Genomic DNA, 17,239 nt, shown 5'->3' on the forward strand with positions numbered 1-17,239 from the left:
AAGTCCGACCCGGTGCGATCACGGACGCCGCGCCGTCGACGGGCGGATCGCTCCCGGCACCGACAGGTGACGCGGGACTCAGGCGCGACGCTTGAGCTTGCGACGCTCGCGCTCGCTCAGCCCGCCCCAGATTCCGAACCGCTCGTCGTTCTGCAAGGCGTACTCGAGGCACTCGCCCTTGACGTCGCACGAGGTGCAGATGCGCTTGGCGTCGCGGGTCGATCCGCCCTTCTCAGGGAAGAACGCCTCGGGGTCGGTCTGCGAGCACAGCGCGTCGGTCTGCCAGGCGAGGGTGTTCTCCTCCGTGGCGTCGATGTCGCGGCGAACGCCGGGAACACCGAGGTCGACCGGATCCACGAACCAGTTGTCCGGAACACCGGACCGGTACTGCGACGTCGCCATATCATCCTCCCCCTCGTTCGAGCCCCCATGACGCGGCTTGCGCGTAGACATAATTACACCCGTGTGATTCGGATTGGTCAAGTCGCGGATGGTAAACCCTCAAGGGCGACGTGAACCTTCAGGACGCGCTCCGGCGTGTCGCGGTCAGGCCCCGGGCATGGCGACGAAGACTTCGCCGGCACCGTTGCCCACGAGCGGCGACTCGTCGGGGGTCACGAGCGCGGCCTCACCGGCCGCGAGCGTGACGACCGCGCCCGACGCACCGGTCAGCGTCGTCGATCCCGCGACGCCGAGAGCGATCGCGAGTCCCCGCAGATCGAGGCCGGCCCTCTCGCCCGCGGTCAGGTGACCGAGCGCGAAGTCGGCGATGCCGGGTGCGAACACCTCGGCACCCTCCCCCGTCGCCGTCGGGCGGAGGAAGGGGGGCTCGGCGGGACGGAAGTCGACCAGGGAGAGCAGTTCGGCCACGTCGATGTGCTTGGGCGTCAGCCCGCCGCGCAGGACGTTGTCGCTCGCCGCCATGATCTCCACGCCCAGCCCCGCGACGTAGGCATGCAGGACGCCCGCCGGCACGAAGATCGCCTCACCGCGGCGCAACTGCACGAGGTTCATCAGCAGAGCGACGACGATGCCCGGATCGGACGGGTACGCCGTATGCAGCGAACGCGTCAGCTCCAACTCGGCGGCGAACTCGGTGGATTCGGCGGATGCCGCGGCATCCACGATCTCGGCGATCTCGGCCGCATCGGCTTCCCCGAGCAACCAGCCGATCGTCGCCCGCAACGCCTCGGAGGCGTCGTCGGCCGACAGGCGCGCGCGCAGTGCGGCGACGGCCGCCCCCTCGCCCAGGGCATCGACCAACGCGCGGGTGCGCGAGATGTCGCGCAGGCCGGCGAGCGCGGTGAATTCGTCGCTCAGGGCGACGATCACCTCGGGCTTGTGGTTGTCGTCCTTGTAGTTGCGCGAGCCCGCGTCGCGGGGGACTCCCGCGGCCTCTTCGCGGGCGAATCCCTCGACCGCCTGCTCCTTGGACGGGTGCACCTGGATCGACAGGGGGGCACCGGCGGCGAGGAGCTTCAGCAGGTACGGCAGCTTCGCGGGCACGTCGAGGTCTGCCGCGACGGCGGGCAGCCACGCGTCGAGCGTGCGGTCGCTGCCGTCGTGCACCACGGCGGGCGACCCCGGGTGGTCTCCGAACCAGATCTCGGCTTCCGGCGAGCCGCTGGGTTCACGTCCCTCGAGGTCGGCGATGAGCGTCGGGCTGCCCCAGGCGTAGTCACGGGGCGTGTTCGAGATCGCAACAAGCACGGGCGTCAGCATAGTGCGGGCGCCGAACGCTTCCGGATGCCGACCGGTACCCTGAAGCGATCATGGCGATGTACACGAATCACCCCGTGTCGGCGCTGCCGACGGCACCGCCGCGCGAAACGACGGCGCATCTGCTGCTGCGGGCGTGGTGCGTCTTCGTCATCGTCCTCGCCCTCGGAGGCGTGGGACTCGTCAACGCCACCGGCCCCGTCGTGGCGGCGGTGGTGGCGGCGGCGTCCGCGGTGGTCTCCGTGGTGATCTGGATCGCGATCCGCCCGCCGATGGCCGTCCGGCGCCTCCCATGGCTCGCCTTCGGCTACGTGGCCTGGGCGACGGCGTCGCTCGCATGGAGCGCCTGGCCCGCGGCATCCGTCCTCACCTGGCTGCTCCTGGTGATCACGACTTTCCAGGGTCTGTTCGTGGGGGCGGTGCTCACCTGGCGCGACGTCGTCCGCGCGGTGGCGTCCGCGGCCAAATGGGTCGTGGGCCTGTCGCTGCTGTTCGAGGTGGCCGTGTCGCTGTTGGTGCGCGGGCCTCTCCTCCCCGGCTTCGTCGTGCCGTCCGCGCAGGTGGATCCGATCCTGTACTGGTCGCGCGACAACCTCTTCGACGGTGGACGCATCCAGGGCGTCTTCGGCAACGCCAACCTGCTCGCCGCGGTCATGCTCGTCGCCATCATCGTCTTCGGGGTCCGGATGGCATCCGGAGCCCCACGCCGCGCGTTGCTGATCGCCTGGACCGTCGTGGCCGGTTTCCTCTTCGTGCGCGCCGGGTCCGCGACCGCGTTCATCGCGGCCGCGTTCGTCGCGCTCGTGCTCGGCACCGTCCTGGTCATGCGCACGGCCCGGCGCCCCGGCGAGCGCACACGGTGGTACCTGCTGTACGCCGCGATCGGCCTCGGCGGGGGCACCGCGCTATGGCTCGGTCGAGAGGCGTTCTTCGGTGTCTTGGGACGCGGCGCCGATCTGCTCGGCCGCGAAGGCGTCTGGGCCGACGTGCTCGAGCGCGCCGATCAGCGCCCCCTCATCGGCTGGGGGTTCTCGACGCCGTGGATCTCTTCGGAACCGCTCATCGACGGCTGGATCGTCGAGCACGGTCAGACGGTCGTGCAGGCGCACAGCATGTGGCTGGACGCCTACCTGCAGCTCGGCGTCGTCGGCGTGGTGCTGCTCGCGCTGGTCTATCTCGCCTATGTGTGGCGTTCCTGGTTCTTCGCCGTCGACCGTCCCCGCTGGGACCTTCGCGACGATCGTCCGCACTCTCCGCTGACGCTCCTGCCGACGCTGGTCGGCGCGCTGCTGGTCGTGCAGGGTCTCACGGAGTCGGGACCGCTGCTGCTCTGGGGGTGGATGTTCGTGGTGCTGTTCGGGGCCAAGATCAAGCAGACGCCCTTCGTCGGTCACGGCGCCGGCGAGATGAGCGCCTCGATCGAGAACGGCCGTCCGCAGGGCTCGTGAGCCCGAGGGGTGCGTCCGACGGCCACCCAGGGTCGCGCCGAGAGCGCCGGGTAGACTTCCCGCTGGCCGTCCGCGGCCGCTGCGCCTAGACGAAAGATCTCTTCGTGACGTACACCCTGCAGAACGCCGTCCTCCCGCTCGACCGCGATCCGGATCTCCTTCCTCTGTACGTCGACCCCGAGACGTGGTCCACGATCGACGAGGAGCCCGTCCGGGTGACCAACGTCGCCCAGTTGGCGAACATCCTCGATCGCCACCGCGCCCGCATCGTGGCCGGGCGACGGGTGTCGTTCGGTACCTACTTCAACGCCTTCCCGGCGTCGTACTGGCAGCACTGGACCGCCGTGCGCCAAGTGCGCCTGACCGTGCGCACGACGGGGGATGCCACGATCCTCGTCTACCGCTCGAACGGCGGCGGCACCAAGCAGCGCATCGAGACCCGCGAGGTGCGCGGCGAGGCGACGGCCAGCTCGTTCGATCTCGTCCTCGACCAGTACAGCGACGGAGGCTGGATCTGGTTCGATGTCGCCGCCGACACGACCGACGCCATCTTCGAGGGCGCTGAGTGGACCACCGAGCAGGAGCCGGTGCGGGGCGGCAAGGCCAGCATCGGCGTCACGACGTACAACAAACCCGATTACTGCGTCGAGACGCTCGGGGCCCTCGCCGACGCCCCCGACGTTCTCGACGTCGTCGACCGCGTCTTCATCATCGACCAGGGCACCGACCTCGTCGAGGCGCAGGACGCCTTCCCCGCGGTCGCCGAGCGACTGGGCGAGACGCTGCAGGTGCTGCGTCAGCCCAACCTCGGCGGATCGGGCGGCTTCGCCCGCGCCATGGTCGAGACCCTCGCGCGCGAGGGCAGCGACTTCGTGCAGCTCCTCGACGACGACGTGCGCATCGAGCCCGAGTCCATCCGTCGTTCGGTGGTCTTCGGTCGCTACGCCTCGGTTCCCACCATCGTCGGCGCGCACATGTTCGACTTGCTCGACCGCCCCAAGCTGCACGCGTGGGCCGAGGTCGTCGACGACGCGCCGTTCATGTGGCGAGCCCTCTTCCAGGAGCGCCTCCCCCACGACTTCAGTGTCGCGAACCTGCGCCAGTCGCCCCTGCTCCACATGAGACTCGATGCCGACTACAACGGCTGGTGGATGTGCCTGATCCCCACCAGCATCCTGCGCGAGATCGGGTTGTCACTCCCGGCCTTCATCAAGTGGGACGACGCGGAGTTCTGCGTGCGGGCTCGGGATGCCGGCTACCCCACCGTCTCCATGCCCGGTGTGGCGCTCTGGCACGTGTCGTGGATCGGTAAGGACGACTCCATCGACTGGCAGGCGTACTTCCACGCGCGCAACCGCATCGTGGCGGGCCTGCTGCACTCGCGCGCACCGATGGGGGGCACCCTCATCCGCCACAGTCGCCGGGTCGACCTGAAGCACCTCATGATGATGCAGTACTACCCCGTCGAACTCCGCCATCGCGCGCTCCGTGACATCCTCTCGGGACCCGAGCACATGCGCCGAGGGCTCGCGACGGCCATGCCCGACGCGCGCACGGTCGCCAAGAAGCATCCCGAAACGGTGGTGCACAAGGACTCGGGCGTGCCCCTGCGTTCACGCCACGGACGCCAGGTCTTCAAGCGGCTCAAGAAGAACCAGTTCGACAGCCCGAGCGGTGTCGCCTTGCGCACCTTCACCGTGCGCACGCTCCTCTCGCACTGGATCCACACCCCGAAGCCCGAGAACCTCGCGCAGCCCGAGGTCGAGTTCGGCAAGGGTGACGCGCATTGGTGGCGCGTGCCCCTTTACGACAGCGCGCTGGTCAGCGCCGCGGACGGTTCGGGCAAGAACATCTACACGCGCGATCGCGCGCAGTTCCGCCGGATGCTCGTCGACAGCTGGCGGCTGCACCGCCGTCTGCAGCGCGAGTGGCCGCGCCTGTCCCGGCAGTACCGACGCGCGTTGCCCGATCTCGTCTCCGAACAGCAGTGGCGCACGACCTTCGAGGAGCTCTCGTGAGCACGTTCGACCCCGCGACCGCGACCATCGTCGTCGTCACGTACAACCGCACGCACCTGCTGACGCGTCTGCTCGACAGCATCGAACGGATGTCGCCCGCACCGGGGCACCTCGTGATCATCGACAACGCCTCGACCGATGACACCACGGCGGTCGTGGAGTCCTTCCGCGATCGCCTCCCCACCGAGCTCGTCTACCGCCGCCTCGACACCAACACCGGCGGCTCGGGCGGATTCAGCGAGGGCGTGCGGGTCGCCTACGACCTCGGCTCCGAGTGGATGTGGCTGATGGACGACGACGTGGAGGTCGTCTCCGACGGACTCGCGCGCATGGGGCACTGGGCCCCTCGGTTCCGGAGCATACAGGGACGCCGCTACGACTACGACGGCAGTGAGTTCTACTGGCAGTACCGCATCGCCGAGTCGATGGCGATCCCGATCCCCTACGCTCCCGCGGCCTTCGACGACTCGGGCTTCAAGCCGATGAATTCGGGCTGCTTCGAGGGCATGTTCATCCACCGCGACATCGTGGCGAAGATCGGACTGCCCGACCCCCGCTTCTTCATCTACTGGGACGACCAGCTCTACGGCTGGCTGGCCTCACGGGAGACGCCGTCGGTGATCGTCAACGAGTTCGTCCTGCGCCGCACCCGCGAGATCAAGCAGTGGGACATGGGCATCCGCCACATGAACGCCTCCAGCGATGCGTACCGGTACTACATCATGCGCAACCGCGCGTACCTGCAGAAGTACTACCGGACGCTCGGGGAGTATCGCGTCCTGCCTTTCACCGCGGGAACCGTGCTGACGTTCGTGAAGGAACTCATCCGTCTCGTCGTCGTGGAGCGGAAGATCAACGGCACCAGCCACCTGTTCCGCGGTCTCCGCGACGGACGCGCGATCTCACGTGACGACTCGTGGAAGCCGATGCCTCCGCTGGAGCCGGCTCGCCCCGTCGCCTGACCCCGGTGTAACCCGGGCGACCGCTCGGGTGCCCCCACCCGGGCCTCTCACCCTCGCGCGTCCTGGCTCGACGGGAGTGGCGCCGTGCCCACTCGCGGCGCGGTCGCCGCCCGTGGCCGTGGAGCGGTCACGCGGCCTCAGCCCAACTGCGCGGGCAGTTGCTCCGCCATCGACGGGCCGAGGGTACGCGCATAGATTCGGGTGAGGTGGTTGTCGTCGCGGTACACGGCGACGTTGCCGATGACGCCGACGCACAGATCGTCGGGACAGATCCACGGGGTGAGGTCGACGAGACGCACGCCGGGACGTGCGAGAGCGTCGGCGGGGTTGCTGTCGGCGAGGGATGCCGAGCGGGGCACGGCGCAATCGAGGGGGTCGGCGGCGTCGACGACGCAGCCGAACATGTCGAAAGCGAAGCGTGGATTGTCACGCACCCCCACCACTTCGATGCCCGCGGCGCTCATCCGGTCGACGAAGCGGTCGACGCCCGGGCGCACCCGCTCGTCGTCCTCTCCGGCATCGGAGCGCGTGACCACCGTCATGACGACGTCGGGCTTCACCTGTTCGACCAGGCTCACGGCCGCTTCCCGCCAGGAATCGCACAGCTCGTCCATCCCCGGTTCGTCGAGCCCCATCGAGCACCCGCCCTTGATGAGATGGACGACGCCCCAGCCGTTCTCCTCGGCCGAGGGGAGCAGGGCCGCCGTGATCTGCTGAGCGTGCGAGTCGCCGATGACCGCCACGGTGTGACGCGCCCGTGCGGTGTATGCGGTCTCGTGACACGTGCCCCGTAATTCCTCGGCATCGGTCGCCCACTCACCCGCACATTTGCGCTCGAGCTGGGTCCATTCGGCGTCGAGCAGTGTCGGGAGGGGCAGCATCGGCGCATCTTCGGGAGTCTCCGCGAGCGCGGGGTCGCGGAGGACGGCTGCCCCGGGGTTCGTGACCTGGGCGCGCGCCTCGACCGCTCGTTCGTGCATCCAGGTCGTCGTCTGCCATGCGCCGACCGGCAGCGCGACCACAGCTGCGGCCGCGGTGAGCACCGCGATCGGCACGAGCGGCGATGCGTCCTCCCGGCGCCACGCCCGCGCCGGTCGGTCGACGGCCCACGTCAGCGCCCGCGCGAGGATCAGCGACAGGACGACGATTCCGAGGCCGCCGACGAGCCCCACCTCGGCGCGGTCGTTGACGACGAGGAACGTCACCAGGATGGGCCAATGCACGAGGTAGAGCGCGTAGGCGTCGCGGCCCACGGCGCGCAGGGGACGGGATGCCAGGAGACGCGCCGGTCCGAAACGGCTCTCCCCCGTGCCGGAGGCGACGATCGCGGCCGCGCAGAGGACCGGCCAGAGGGCGAGGAAACCGGGGAATCCCCCACGGACGTCGAGGACCATGCCCAGGACGAGGAGTCCGGCCATACCCGCCCAGCCGACGACGGCTCGAGCGGTGGCCCCCAGACGCAGGTGGGGAAGCGCCACGACGAGCAGGGAGCCGGCGGCGAATTCCCAGAGGCGCGCGCCGGTGTCGAAGTACGCCACCTGCTGCGCGGTCGCGGTCCGCACCACCGAATAGACGAACGACAGGGTGAATACCGCCCCGAACGCCGCGCCGACGACCCGGTCCGGTGAGAGCCCCCACCGCCGGACCACGACCTGGCACAGCCCCAACAGCGCGATCCACAGCACGAACGCCTGGCCCTGCACCGACATCGACCAGAAGTGCTGGAGCGGACTCGTCGTCTCCGTCCGCGCGTAATAGTCCACGGCATCCGCCGCCAGCAGCCAGTTCTGCGTGTACGTGAGCGAGGCCCACGTCTGCTCCCACACCGCGCGCCAGGAGGTCTCGGGGTAGAGCGCCCAGACCACGAGCAGGATGCCGACGAGGGTCACGGCTGCCGCCGGGAGCAGCCGGCGTAAGACCCCGAGCAGGTGCGGAACGGGGTGGATGGGCGTCGGCCCCGCCATCCTGCGGACGAATCCGCGGGTGAGGAAGAACGCCGACAGCATGAGGAAGACGTCGACACCGCCCGACACCCGGCCGAACCACACGTGGTATGAAACGACCAGCAGAATGGCCACTGCGCGCAGCCCGTCGATGTCGGGCCGGTACGCCCAGCGCCCCTCGTCCGCCCGGTCAGCGCTCGCCGACCGGGTGCTCGACCCGAGGGTCAGACGCACGAGGGCATCACGCGAGCTGGTTGTTCCACATCGACAGCGCCGCGCCGATCGCCATGTGCATGTCGAGGTACTGATAGGTGCCCAGGCGCCCGCCGAAGTACACGTCCCGCTCGCCCTTGGCCAGTTCGCGGTACGCGAGCAGGCCGGCGCGGTCGTCGGCGGTGTTCACCGGGTAGTAAGGCTCGTCGGCACGCGTGGCGAAACGCGAGTACTCGCGCACGACGACCGTCTTGTCGGTCGGGTAGCGGTCGGCGCGCTCGGGGTGGAAGTGCTTGAACTCGTGGATCCGGGTGTACGGCACGTCGGCGTCGGCGTAGTTCATCACGCTCGTGCCCTGGAAGTCGCCGATCGGCAGCACCTCCTGCTCGAAGTCGAGCGTGCGCCACGACAGCTCGCCCTCGGCGTAGTCGAAGTACCGGTCGACCGCTCCGGTGTAGACCACGGGCACCTGGCCGACGGTCGCCTTCCTGTTCAGCGGCTGCGACTCGTCGAAGTAGTCCGTCGACAGCTTCACCTCGATGTTCGGGTGATCGGCCATCCGCTCCAGCCACGCGGTGTACCCGTCGACGGGCAGACCCTCCCACGTGTCGTTGAAGTAGCGGTTGTCGTAGGTGTAGCGCACAGGCAGACGCGAGATGACCTCGGCCGGCAGGTCCTTCGGGTCGGTCTGCCACTGCTTCGCGGTGTAGTCGCGGATGAACGCCTCGTACAGCGGGCGGCCGATGAGGGCGATGCCCTTCTCCTCGAGGTTCGCGGCATCCTTCGTGTCGAACTCCCCCGCCAGCTCCTGCACGAGGGCCCTCGCCTGGTCGGGCGTGTACGCCGACTGGAAGAACTGGTTGATCGTGCCGAGGTTGATCGGCAGGGGGAACACCACGTTCTTGTGCGTCGTGTAGACGCGGTGCACGTAGTTCGTGAACTGCGTGAAGCGGTTGACGTACTCCCACACCGTCGGGTTGGAGGTGTGGAAGAGGTGAGCACCGTACTTGTGCACCTCGATACCGGTCTCGGGCTCGTCGGCTGAATAAGCGTTGCCACCGATGTGGTGGCGGCGGTCGATGACGGTCACCTTGCGGCCCGCGGCGGCGGCGCGCTCCGCGATGGTGAGGCCGAAGAAGCCCGAACCGACGATGAGGAGATCCATAGAGCGCACACGACTTTCACGTCAAGAACAGGGAGCACCCTACGGGCACAGCGCTCAATAGTACCCGCGGCACCTGCGAGAACCGGGGCGGCGCTCAGCGGCCGCGCAGTGACCGTCCGATACGATGACGTGTCGAAAAGCGGCGGATGGGGACGAGACTGCATGGGTGACTGGGTCAGCGCGATTCCGCCGTACCTCGTCGTCGCTCTCGTTCTGATCGTGCCAGGCTCGGCGGTCGTCGTCGCCGGATGGGGATGGCGCAGCCCTCAGCGCCTTCTTCTGGCGCCAGCGATTTCCACCACGCTCGTCGCCGTCGCATCGACCGTCGCCCCGCTCATCGGGCTGACCTGGAATCTCATTCCCGTGGTGCTGGTGACGGTGCTGGTGGTCGGTGTGGCGCTGCTTCTGCGCCGCGCCGCCGGTGCCGACGCTCCCCCGGCGGGGCGACGCACCGCCCTCGTCGCCCTGTTGTCCCTGGCAGCCGCCGCCGTGGTCAGTGCCGTCTTCTTCGCACGCGCCTTCGGGTCGCCGGACAACATCGCCCAGCGGTTCGACAACATCGTCCACCTGAACGCGATCGGGCTGGCGCTAAAGACCGGAAACTCCTCCCCCTTCCAGATCGGCGCGACCTCGGACATCGGGTTCTATCCGCACGCCTGGCATTCGCTCACGACTCTCGGTGCCGAGCTGACGGGGGCGACGGTCCCGGTTGCGGTGAACGGCGCGAATCTCGCGATCGTGTCGATCCTCTGGCCGGCATCCGCCATGGCGCTCGCAGGCGCCTTCTTCGCCCAGCGACGTACGGCGTTCGTCGTCACGGCGGCTTTGACCACCGGTTTCGGCGCCTTTCCGGCGCTGTTCTTCAACTGGGGTGTCCTGTACCCCAACCTCGTCGGATACGCGATGGTGCCTGCGGCCCTGGCCGCGGTGGTGACGGCGCTGCCGGAACGCGGTGCGCCAGCGTGGGTGCGCTCGGCTCTGCTCATCGCACTCCTCGCCGGGGGCACGTTCCTCGGCCACCCGAACGCCTTCCTCAGCCTTCTGGTCTTCGCCGCCTCGGTCGCCATCACCACCCTCGCCATCGCGGCCGCGACGAAACGGACACGCGCGTCGATCGTCGCGTTCGTGGCGACGACGGCCGGTCTCGGCGTCGCTCTCGTCGCGACGCTCACCGTCTTCCGCACGGGCGCCGAACACTCCGGGTGGAGCCCATGGCAGCAGACGGCGCAGGCTCTGGGCGAGGGAGTGTTCGCGGCACCCCGCGGATTCACCCCGACCGTGCTCGTGACGATCCTCCTCCTCGCCGGCTTCCTGGCCGTCGCCCGTCGACCGCGCCGGCTGCCGGTGCTCGCGCCCTTCGCCGTGGCCGTTCTCCTCTTCGTCGTCGCCTCGGGCTTGCGGATCGACCATCCGCTTCGGCAGCTCCTCACGAATCCCTGGTACAACGATTCCAACCGGCTGGCTGCGCTCCTCCCGCTCGTCGCCATTCCCGTGGCGACGTTGGGCGCCCTCGCGCTCGTCGATTTCGCCCTCCGCCTGGCGTCGACACGTCGGCTCCCGAGGTGGACCATGCCCGCGGCCGCGGCGGTGGGGGTTCTGGCGCTCTTCTCCGTTGCTGTCGGACCGAACGTGCGGATCGCCCTCGGGCAGGTCCACGAGGCGTACTCCTACACCGACAGCTCTCTCATCCTGTCGTCCGACGAGGAGGCGATCTTGGAACGGCTCCCGGAGGAGACGCCTCCCGACGCCCTCATCACCGGAAGCCCCCGCACCGGAACCTCGCTGGCGCTGGCCTTCGCTGGCCGCGAGGTGACGCAACGACACATCTTCGGTTCTCCGTCTCCGGAACAGCTCTTCCTGAACGCGAATCTGCGGAACGTCGATTCCGACCCGGCTGTGTGTCAGGCGGTCGACGACATCGGCATCGACTACGTCCTGGACTTCGGCCGCCAAGACGTGATCGACCCCGCCGGCGCCGCCGCCTACGACGGCATTCAAGACCTCTCACCCGGCACCCACTTGAAGCTCGTGGACTCCCAAGGCCCGAACGCGCGGCTCTTCCGCATCGAGGGGTGCTGACCGTGGCGCGCTCCTCGACGGTCGCCGTCGCCTACGACTGCCTCTTCCCCTTCACGACGGGCGGCGGCGAGCGCCAGTACCGCGCGTCGGCGGATGTGCTCGGCGACCTCGGCTTCGATGTCGACTACCTGACATCCGTGCAGTGGGACGGTCCGACGCCGACGGAGGATCACTTCTGGATCGTGCCCATCGCGCCCCGTCTGTCCCTGTACGACACGCGGGGCGTCCGGCGCATCCCGGCCGCCCTCCGCTATGCCGCGTCGCTCTTCGGCAGCCTGCTCCGCCGCCGTCGCCGTTACGCCGCCGCCATCGTGAGCGGCCTGCCGATCTTCAACGTTTTCGCCGCCCGCCTTGCACTGCTGGGCTCGGGGACGAAGCTCGTCGTCGATTACCTCGAGGTGTGGCACCGCCGGCAGTGGGTCGAGTACTCCGGCTCGATCACGGGCACGATCGCCTGGATTCTGCAGCGTGCCGCGATCGCGATCACCCCGCTGGCGACCTGCCACTCCCAGCTCTCCGCGACCCGCCTGCGCCGCGAGGGGCTCCGCCGCCCGCCCGTGGTGAGCCCCGGCTTGATCGACGGCGCCGTCCAAGTCGCGAGCCCCGAACCCGCGGCGACCCCGCCGTACGTGCTCTACGCCGGTCGCCACATCCCCGACAAGCGTGTCGAGGTGCTCCCCGCCGCCGTCGCCGCCGCCCGCGAGCACATCCCCGACCTCCGCCTCGTCATCCTCGGTACGGGACCGAGCTCCGACGCCGTCAGGACCGAGGTGCGCCGCGTCGACGGCGAAACGTGGACCGACTTCCCCGGGTTCGTCTCGGATGCCGAGCTCGATCGACTCCTGCATGGCGCGGTCGCCCTGGCCAACCCGTCCCGCCGCGAGGGCTACGGTCTCGTCGTCGTCGAGGCCAACGCCCACGGCACCCCGGTCGTCCTCGTCGCCGACGAGGGCAATGCCGCCACCGAACTCATCGACGACGGCGTCAACGGCGTCGTCTCCCCCACCACTCGACCCACCGACCTCGCCCGGGCCATCCGGGACGTCGTCGACGGCGGTGACGACCTGCGCCGCTCTTCGCGCGCGTGGTACGACACCGCCGTCGGCACTCGCACCATCCGCCGCACCGTGGAAGGGATCCTCTCGGCACTGCCGCTGCCGACCCCCGCCGCGGTGAAGACGAAAGAAGACAGCCCGTGACCACTCCCGCCCCCACGGACGTCGAACTGACGATCCTCATGCCCTGCCTGAACGAGGCGGAGACCCTCGAGGTCTGCATCCGCAAGGCGCAGGGCTTCCTGCAGCGCAGCGGCATCCGCGGCGAGGTTCTCATCTCCGACAACGGCAGCACCGACGGGTCGCAGGCCATCGCCGAGCGTCTCGGCGCCCGCGTCTCGCACGCCCCTCGTCGCGGATACGGGGCCGCCCTCATCAACGGCATCGACACCGCCCACGGCCGGTACGTCATCATGGCGGATGCCGACGACAGCTACGACTTCGAGAACCTCGAGCCATTCGTCGAGCGCCTTCGCGCGGGCGCCGACCTCGTGATGGGCAACCGCTTCCGCGGCGGCATCGAGCCCGGCGCCATGCCCCCGCTGCACAAGTACCTCGGCAACCCGGTGCTGTCGTTCATCGGTGAGCTGTTCTTCCGTCCCGGCATCCGGGACTTCCACTGCGGTCTGCGCGGCTTCAACCGCGCCCGCATCCGCGAACTGGATCTGCAGACGACCGGCATGGAGTTCGCCTCCGAGATGGTCGTGCGCGCCTCCCTCGCGCGCTACCGCATCGAAGAAGTCCCCACGACGCTGAAGAAGGACGGCCGCTCCCGCCCGCCGCACCTGCGCAGCTGGCACGACGGCTGGCGCCACCTGCGGTTCCTGCTGCTGTTCGCGCCGCGCTGGCTCTTCGTCTACCCGGGCCTGGTCGCCTTCTTCCTCGGTGCTCTGATCGTCGGAGTGCTCGCGTTCGGCGGCGTGAACATCGGCGGCGTCGGATTCGACGTGACGACGATGGTGTACGCCAGCGCACTCTGCGTGATCGGATTCCAATCGCTCCTGTTCTTCTGGCTGACGAAGCTGTACGCCACGCAGGAGGGGTTCCTTCCGACGAGCGAGAGATATCGCCGCATCGTGGCCAAGTGGTCGGCCGAGCGCGGCCTGCTGATCGGCGTCGGGCTGTTCGTCCTCGGCGTGGTCATCGGCATCGTGCAGGTGATCGTGTGGGGCGCCATCGACTTCGGCACGCAGAACGCCGCCCAGGCGGTACGGATCGCCCTCCCGAGCGCGCTGCTGATCATCCTCGGCTTCCAGACCGTCATGATGAGCTTCTTCTCGGGCGTGCTGACCACGCCCCGGCGCGAACAGCGCCCCGAAGCCGTCATCGAGAGCTGAGCCGTTGCGAATCCTCGTCGACCTTCTGGGATACACGGGAGGTCGCGGCGGGACGGAGACCTACGTCCGTGAGCTGCTTCCCCGTCTGGCGGCCGAGATGCCGGATGCCGCGTTCGTCGCGCTGACCGGGTCGTCGGGCGCGGCGGGTGTGCGCGGCTTCTTCCCCGGCGAGGTGCGCACGATCGGATGGGTCGGCGACGGGCGGGCGTCATGGGCAGCCGGGGAAATCTTCGCCGTCGGACGAGCGGCGAAGGCCGTGGCCGCCGACCTCGTGTGGAGTCCCGCCAACTTCGGCCCGCTGACCGCGGGTGCGGTGCCCCGTGTGGTGTCAGTGCACGACGTGATCTACCACGAAGTGCCCGGCACGGGTCTCGCACGCATCACCCGCGCCATCACGGCGTGGCTCATGACGCGCACGGCTCGGACCGCCAGCGCCGTCGTCACCGTCTCCGCGTCCGCAGCGGATTCCATCTCTCGGCATCTCGGTGTCCCTCGGGAGCGCGTCACCGTGGTGCACAACGGCGGGTCCGAGATCGCGGCCGTCGACGATCCCTGGAGTCTGCTCGCCCCTCTCGGCATCGGTCCCGGACGGGCCGTCGTTCTGTCGACGGGAAATCGGATGCCGCACAAGAACTTCGCGGGTCTGCTCGATGCCGTCGCCGAGATCCCCGCCCCGGACCGGCCGCTGACGGTCATCGCGGGGGGCGGCGCCGACGATCCGCTGCGCCCGGTCGTCGAGCGCCTCGGCCTTTCGGACGACGTCGTCCTTCCTGGGTGGGTCGGCGACGACCAGTTGCGCGCGCTATACCAGGTGGCCACCGTTTACGCCTGCCCGTCGCTGACCGAAGGATTCGGTCTACCCGTCGTCGATGCGCTCAACGCCGGCGTGCCGGTCGTCGCCCACGACACCGCGGTCCTGCGCGAAGTCGGCGGGGAGCACGCGCGGTACGCGGATGCCACGGCGCCGGCCGCCTTCGCTTCGGCCTTGACGGACGTCCTCACCCTCGACCAGGCGGCGAGGGCCACGCGCGCCGCCGACGGACGCGAGTGGGCGGCCCGGTTCAGCTGGGCGTCGGCGGCGATCGGTCTCTCGGTAGTGTTGCGGCGTGCGGCTGCACAGGGACCGGCCCGTGTCTGAGCCGGCATCGCTGAAATCCCGCCTCGTCGGCTTCACCCTCATCCCCGCGGTGGCGGCGGTGTCACCGCTTCTCGTGCTCCCGGCCGTTTCGCGATCCGCGGGTCCGGATGGGTGGGCGAGCGCCATCGCCGGCGAGTCCGTCGGCACGTTTGCGGCAATCGCGGTGGCCTACGGCTGGACGACCGTCGGCCCGGCGCTGATCTCCATCGCGCCCGACGACACCCGGCGTGGCCGTCTCTATCGCGATGCGATGCTGGTGCGTCTGCTGACCTCTCTCATCGCGCTGCCCTTGCTCGTTTTGGTATGCGTCCTGGTCGCGGCGCCGGGCTACGGCCTGCTAGCGGCGCTGATGGGGCTGCAGGGTGCGCTCATCGGGCTGTCGTTCACGTGGTTCTCGGTGGGCGTGGGCGATCCCCGCTCGATCCTTTTCTACGACGCCCTCCCCCGGCTGGGGGTCGCCGTGCTGTCGATGGTGGCGATCCTCTCCGGGCTGCCCGTCGAGGTGTACCCGCTGGCCGGCATCCTGGTCACCGTCGTGGGAACGACCCTGTTCTCGCTCCGTCTGCTCCGCCGCTATCCCTCGCCGTGGCCCCCGCTTCGCGAGGTGCCCGGTCTCTTCCGTGTCGGCGCTCCCGTCGCACTCAATGACGCGGCTCTCGGCGCCTACTCCTCCGTGCCGACGCCGCTCGTCAACGTCATCGCGACGGGAACCGCTGCTGCGGGGTTCGCCTCGGCCGACAAGATGGCCAAGCTCGGACAATTCCTGCCCTTGACGCTGGCGAACGCACTCCAGTCGTGGTCGGCCGAAGTGGGAGGAGGCGCGCGCCTGCGACGGCTGAAAGTCGCCCTCGCCCTGCACGGCGGATTCGGCGTGCTCGGCATGATCGTGCTCGGGCTGTTCGGACCGCCCGTGAGCGCCCTGATGTTCGGCGATCCCGCCGCCGCTCCCCTCGGCGTCTGCTTCGCCCTCGGACTCGCCTTCGCGATGTACTCGCTGCGTACATCGATGACCCGGCACGTTCTGTTCCCGGCCGGTGAGCAGACCGCCGTGATGCGCGCCACCCTTGCGGCCACCGTCGTCGGCATCCCCCTCATGGTTGCGGGCGCTGCGCTGTTCGGTCCCCTCGGCGTCGCCGCCGGATACGCACTGACCGAGAGCATATCCACGGTCTTGCTGGCCTCGCGCACGCTCTCGCGCATGCACGCCCTGGCGCAGGAAGAGACTGCCGCATGACCCGTCCGCTCCTGTTCGCCGTGTCGACCCTGGGCCGCCAGGCCCCGTTGCAACGTCTGATCGACTCGGTCGTGCCCCAGCTCGGCCCCGGCGACCGCCTCGCGATCGTCGCGCAGGACAATGCCGAAGACGTTCGTCGGATGGCGGATGCCGCCGACGCGCCCGATCTCATCGTCGTCCGCACCTCGGCTCGCGGCGCATCGCTCGGACGCAACACCGGCATCGACGCCTTCGTCGATGCCGATGGCGATGCCCTGGTGATGTTCCCCAACGACACCACGTGGTTCCCCCCGGGCAGCGTCGACGCGATCCGGCGTCTAGTCGCCGATGCTCCCGGTGGGGCGGTGACCGTGTCCACCGAGATCGGCCCGCGCTTCGTCCTGCCCGCCCCGGGGACACCGCTCGGTATCGAGACGGTCTGGCAAGTGATCGAGATGAGCCTCGTCGTCCGCCTCGGTATCCTCCGCCGCATCGGCGGGTTCGACGTGACGATCGGCACAGGGGCCGCAAGTCCCTGGCAGGCCGGCGAGGTGACCGATCTGCTGATGCGCGCTCTCGCGGCAGAGCCGCGTCTCGCGGATTCATTCGTCTGGACGGCCGCTGACGATGTCGCCATCGGCGGCATCCCCGAGACCTCCGGTCTCGACCCCCGCGAGCGCCGCCGCAAGCTTCGCGCCTACGGCCGGGGCGTCGGTCGCGTCCTCGCCCGGCATCCTTTCCCGGTGTGGCATCGTTGGGGCTTCGTCGCTGCGGGTCTCGTGATCGGTGTCCGCCGCGGTAGCGAGTACCGCCCGGTCGACGGACTGACGGCGTTCGTCGGGCGCCTCGAGGGAGTCACGGGGCGCACGTTCGGCACCGCCGAGGTCACTGCGGTGTCGCGCTGACGGCCAGCATCGCCGCGATGAGAGCGGCCTGGACCCCGACGGTC

13 protein-coding genes are annotated in these 17,239 nt (G+C 69.4%); 9 read left to right on the forward strand and 4 right to left on the reverse strand.

The genetic code is table 11. From position 1 onward, the window contains the following. Nucleotides 1-78: 78 nt before the first annotated feature. Together MT347_RS14925 and manA are read right to left on the reverse strand one after the other, a co-directional pair. The gene (locus tag MT347_RS14925; RefSeq protein ID WP_243502069.1) at nucleotides 79-402 is read right to left on the reverse strand and encodes a WhiB family transcriptional regulator; all 324 of its coding nucleotides are present in this window, start codon (nucleotides 400-402) and stop codon (nucleotides 79-81) included. Between the two features lie 144 nt (nucleotides 403-546). Continuing rightward, complete coding sequence (manA, locus tag MT347_RS14930) at nucleotides 547-1,710, reverse strand: mannose-6-phosphate isomerase, class I (protein WP_243502070.1); 1,164 nt, start codon at nucleotides 1,708-1,710, stop codon at nucleotides 547-549. Between the two features lie 62 nt (nucleotides 1,711-1,772). Between manA and MT347_RS14935 the strand changes: the two genes are divergently transcribed. From MT347_RS14935 to MT347_RS14945, 3 genes are all read left to right on the forward strand, one after another. After that, the gene (locus tag MT347_RS14935) at nucleotides 1,773-3,167 is read left to right on the forward strand and encodes an O-antigen ligase (protein ID WP_243502071.1); all 1,395 of its coding nucleotides are present in this window, start codon (nucleotides 1,773-1,775) and stop codon (nucleotides 3,165-3,167) included. 104 nt (nucleotides 3,168-3,271) lie between these two features. Further along, complete coding sequence (locus tag MT347_RS14940; protein WP_243502072.1) at nucleotides 3,272-5,185, forward strand: glycosyltransferase; 1,914 nt, start codon at nucleotides 3,272-3,274, stop codon at nucleotides 5,183-5,185. Further along, nucleotides 5,182-6,147 (forward strand): glycosyltransferase family 2 protein, encoded by a 966-nt coding sequence (locus MT347_RS14945; protein WP_243502073.1) that lies wholly within the window; start codon nucleotides 5,182-5,184, stop codon nucleotides 6,145-6,147. Before MT347_RS14940 ends, MT347_RS14945 begins: the two co-directional genes overlap by 4 nt. A 137-nt stretch (nucleotides 6,148-6,284) precedes the next feature. Here the strand turns inward: MT347_RS14945 and MT347_RS14950 are convergent, their stop codons facing one another. Together MT347_RS14950 and glf are read right to left on the reverse strand one after the other, a co-directional pair. Continuing rightward, nucleotides 6,285-8,324 (reverse strand): acyltransferase family protein, encoded by a 2,040-nt coding sequence (locus MT347_RS14950; RefSeq protein WP_243502074.1) that lies wholly within the window; start codon nucleotides 8,322-8,324, stop codon nucleotides 6,285-6,287. Between the two features lie 7 nt (nucleotides 8,325-8,331). Further along, nucleotides 8,332-9,468, reverse strand: a complete 1,137-nt coding sequence (gene glf / locus MT347_RS14955; protein WP_243502075.1) for a UDP-galactopyranose mutase — start codon at nucleotides 9,466-9,468, stop codon at nucleotides 8,332-8,334. Nucleotides 9,469-9,630: 162 nt separating this feature from the next. Here glf and MT347_RS14960 point away from each other — a divergent pair, with 162 nt between their 5' ends. The 6 genes from MT347_RS14960 to MT347_RS14985 are packed head-to-tail and all read left to right on the forward strand — an operon-like array spanning nucleotide 9,631 to nucleotide 17,195. Further along, nucleotides 9,631-11,547, forward strand: a complete 1,917-nt coding sequence (locus MT347_RS14960) for a DUF6541 family protein (protein WP_243502076.1) — start codon at nucleotides 9,631-9,633, stop codon at nucleotides 11,545-11,547. Between the two features lie 2 nt (nucleotides 11,548-11,549). Beyond that, nucleotides 11,550-12,746, forward strand: a complete 1,197-nt coding sequence (locus MT347_RS18460) for a glycosyltransferase family 4 protein (protein ID WP_243502077.1) — start codon at nucleotides 11,550-11,552, stop codon at nucleotides 12,744-12,746. Next, a complete protein-coding gene (locus tag MT347_RS14970) occupies nucleotides 12,743-13,939 on the forward strand; it encodes a glycosyltransferase family 2 protein (RefSeq protein ID WP_243502078.1) in 1,197 nt (398 codons plus the stop codon). Before MT347_RS18460 ends, MT347_RS14970 begins: the two co-directional genes overlap by 4 nt. 4 nt (nucleotides 13,940-13,943) lie before the next feature. Then, nucleotides 13,944-15,077, forward strand: a complete 1,134-nt coding sequence (locus tag MT347_RS14975; protein WP_243502079.1) for a glycosyltransferase family 1 protein — start codon at nucleotides 13,944-13,946, stop codon at nucleotides 15,075-15,077. Further along, entirely contained in the window at nucleotides 15,070-16,311 is a 1,242-nt protein-coding gene (locus MT347_RS14980) for a lipopolysaccharide biosynthesis protein (protein ID WP_243502081.1), read from the forward strand. The genes MT347_RS14975 and MT347_RS14980 overlap by 8 nt, the downstream gene beginning before the upstream one ends. Further along, complete coding sequence (locus MT347_RS14985; protein ID WP_243502083.1) at nucleotides 16,308-17,195, forward strand: hypothetical protein; 888 nt, start codon at nucleotides 16,308-16,310, stop codon at nucleotides 17,193-17,195. The genes MT347_RS14980 and MT347_RS14985 overlap by 4 nt, the downstream gene beginning before the upstream one ends. The last annotated feature ends 44 nt before the right edge of the window (nucleotides 17,196-17,239 follow it).

Origin of the sequence: Microbacterium sp. VKM Ac-2923 (assembly GCF_022815605.1) — a bacterium.
GTDB lineage: Bacteria > Actinomycetota > Actinomycetes > Actinomycetales > Microbacteriaceae > Microbacterium.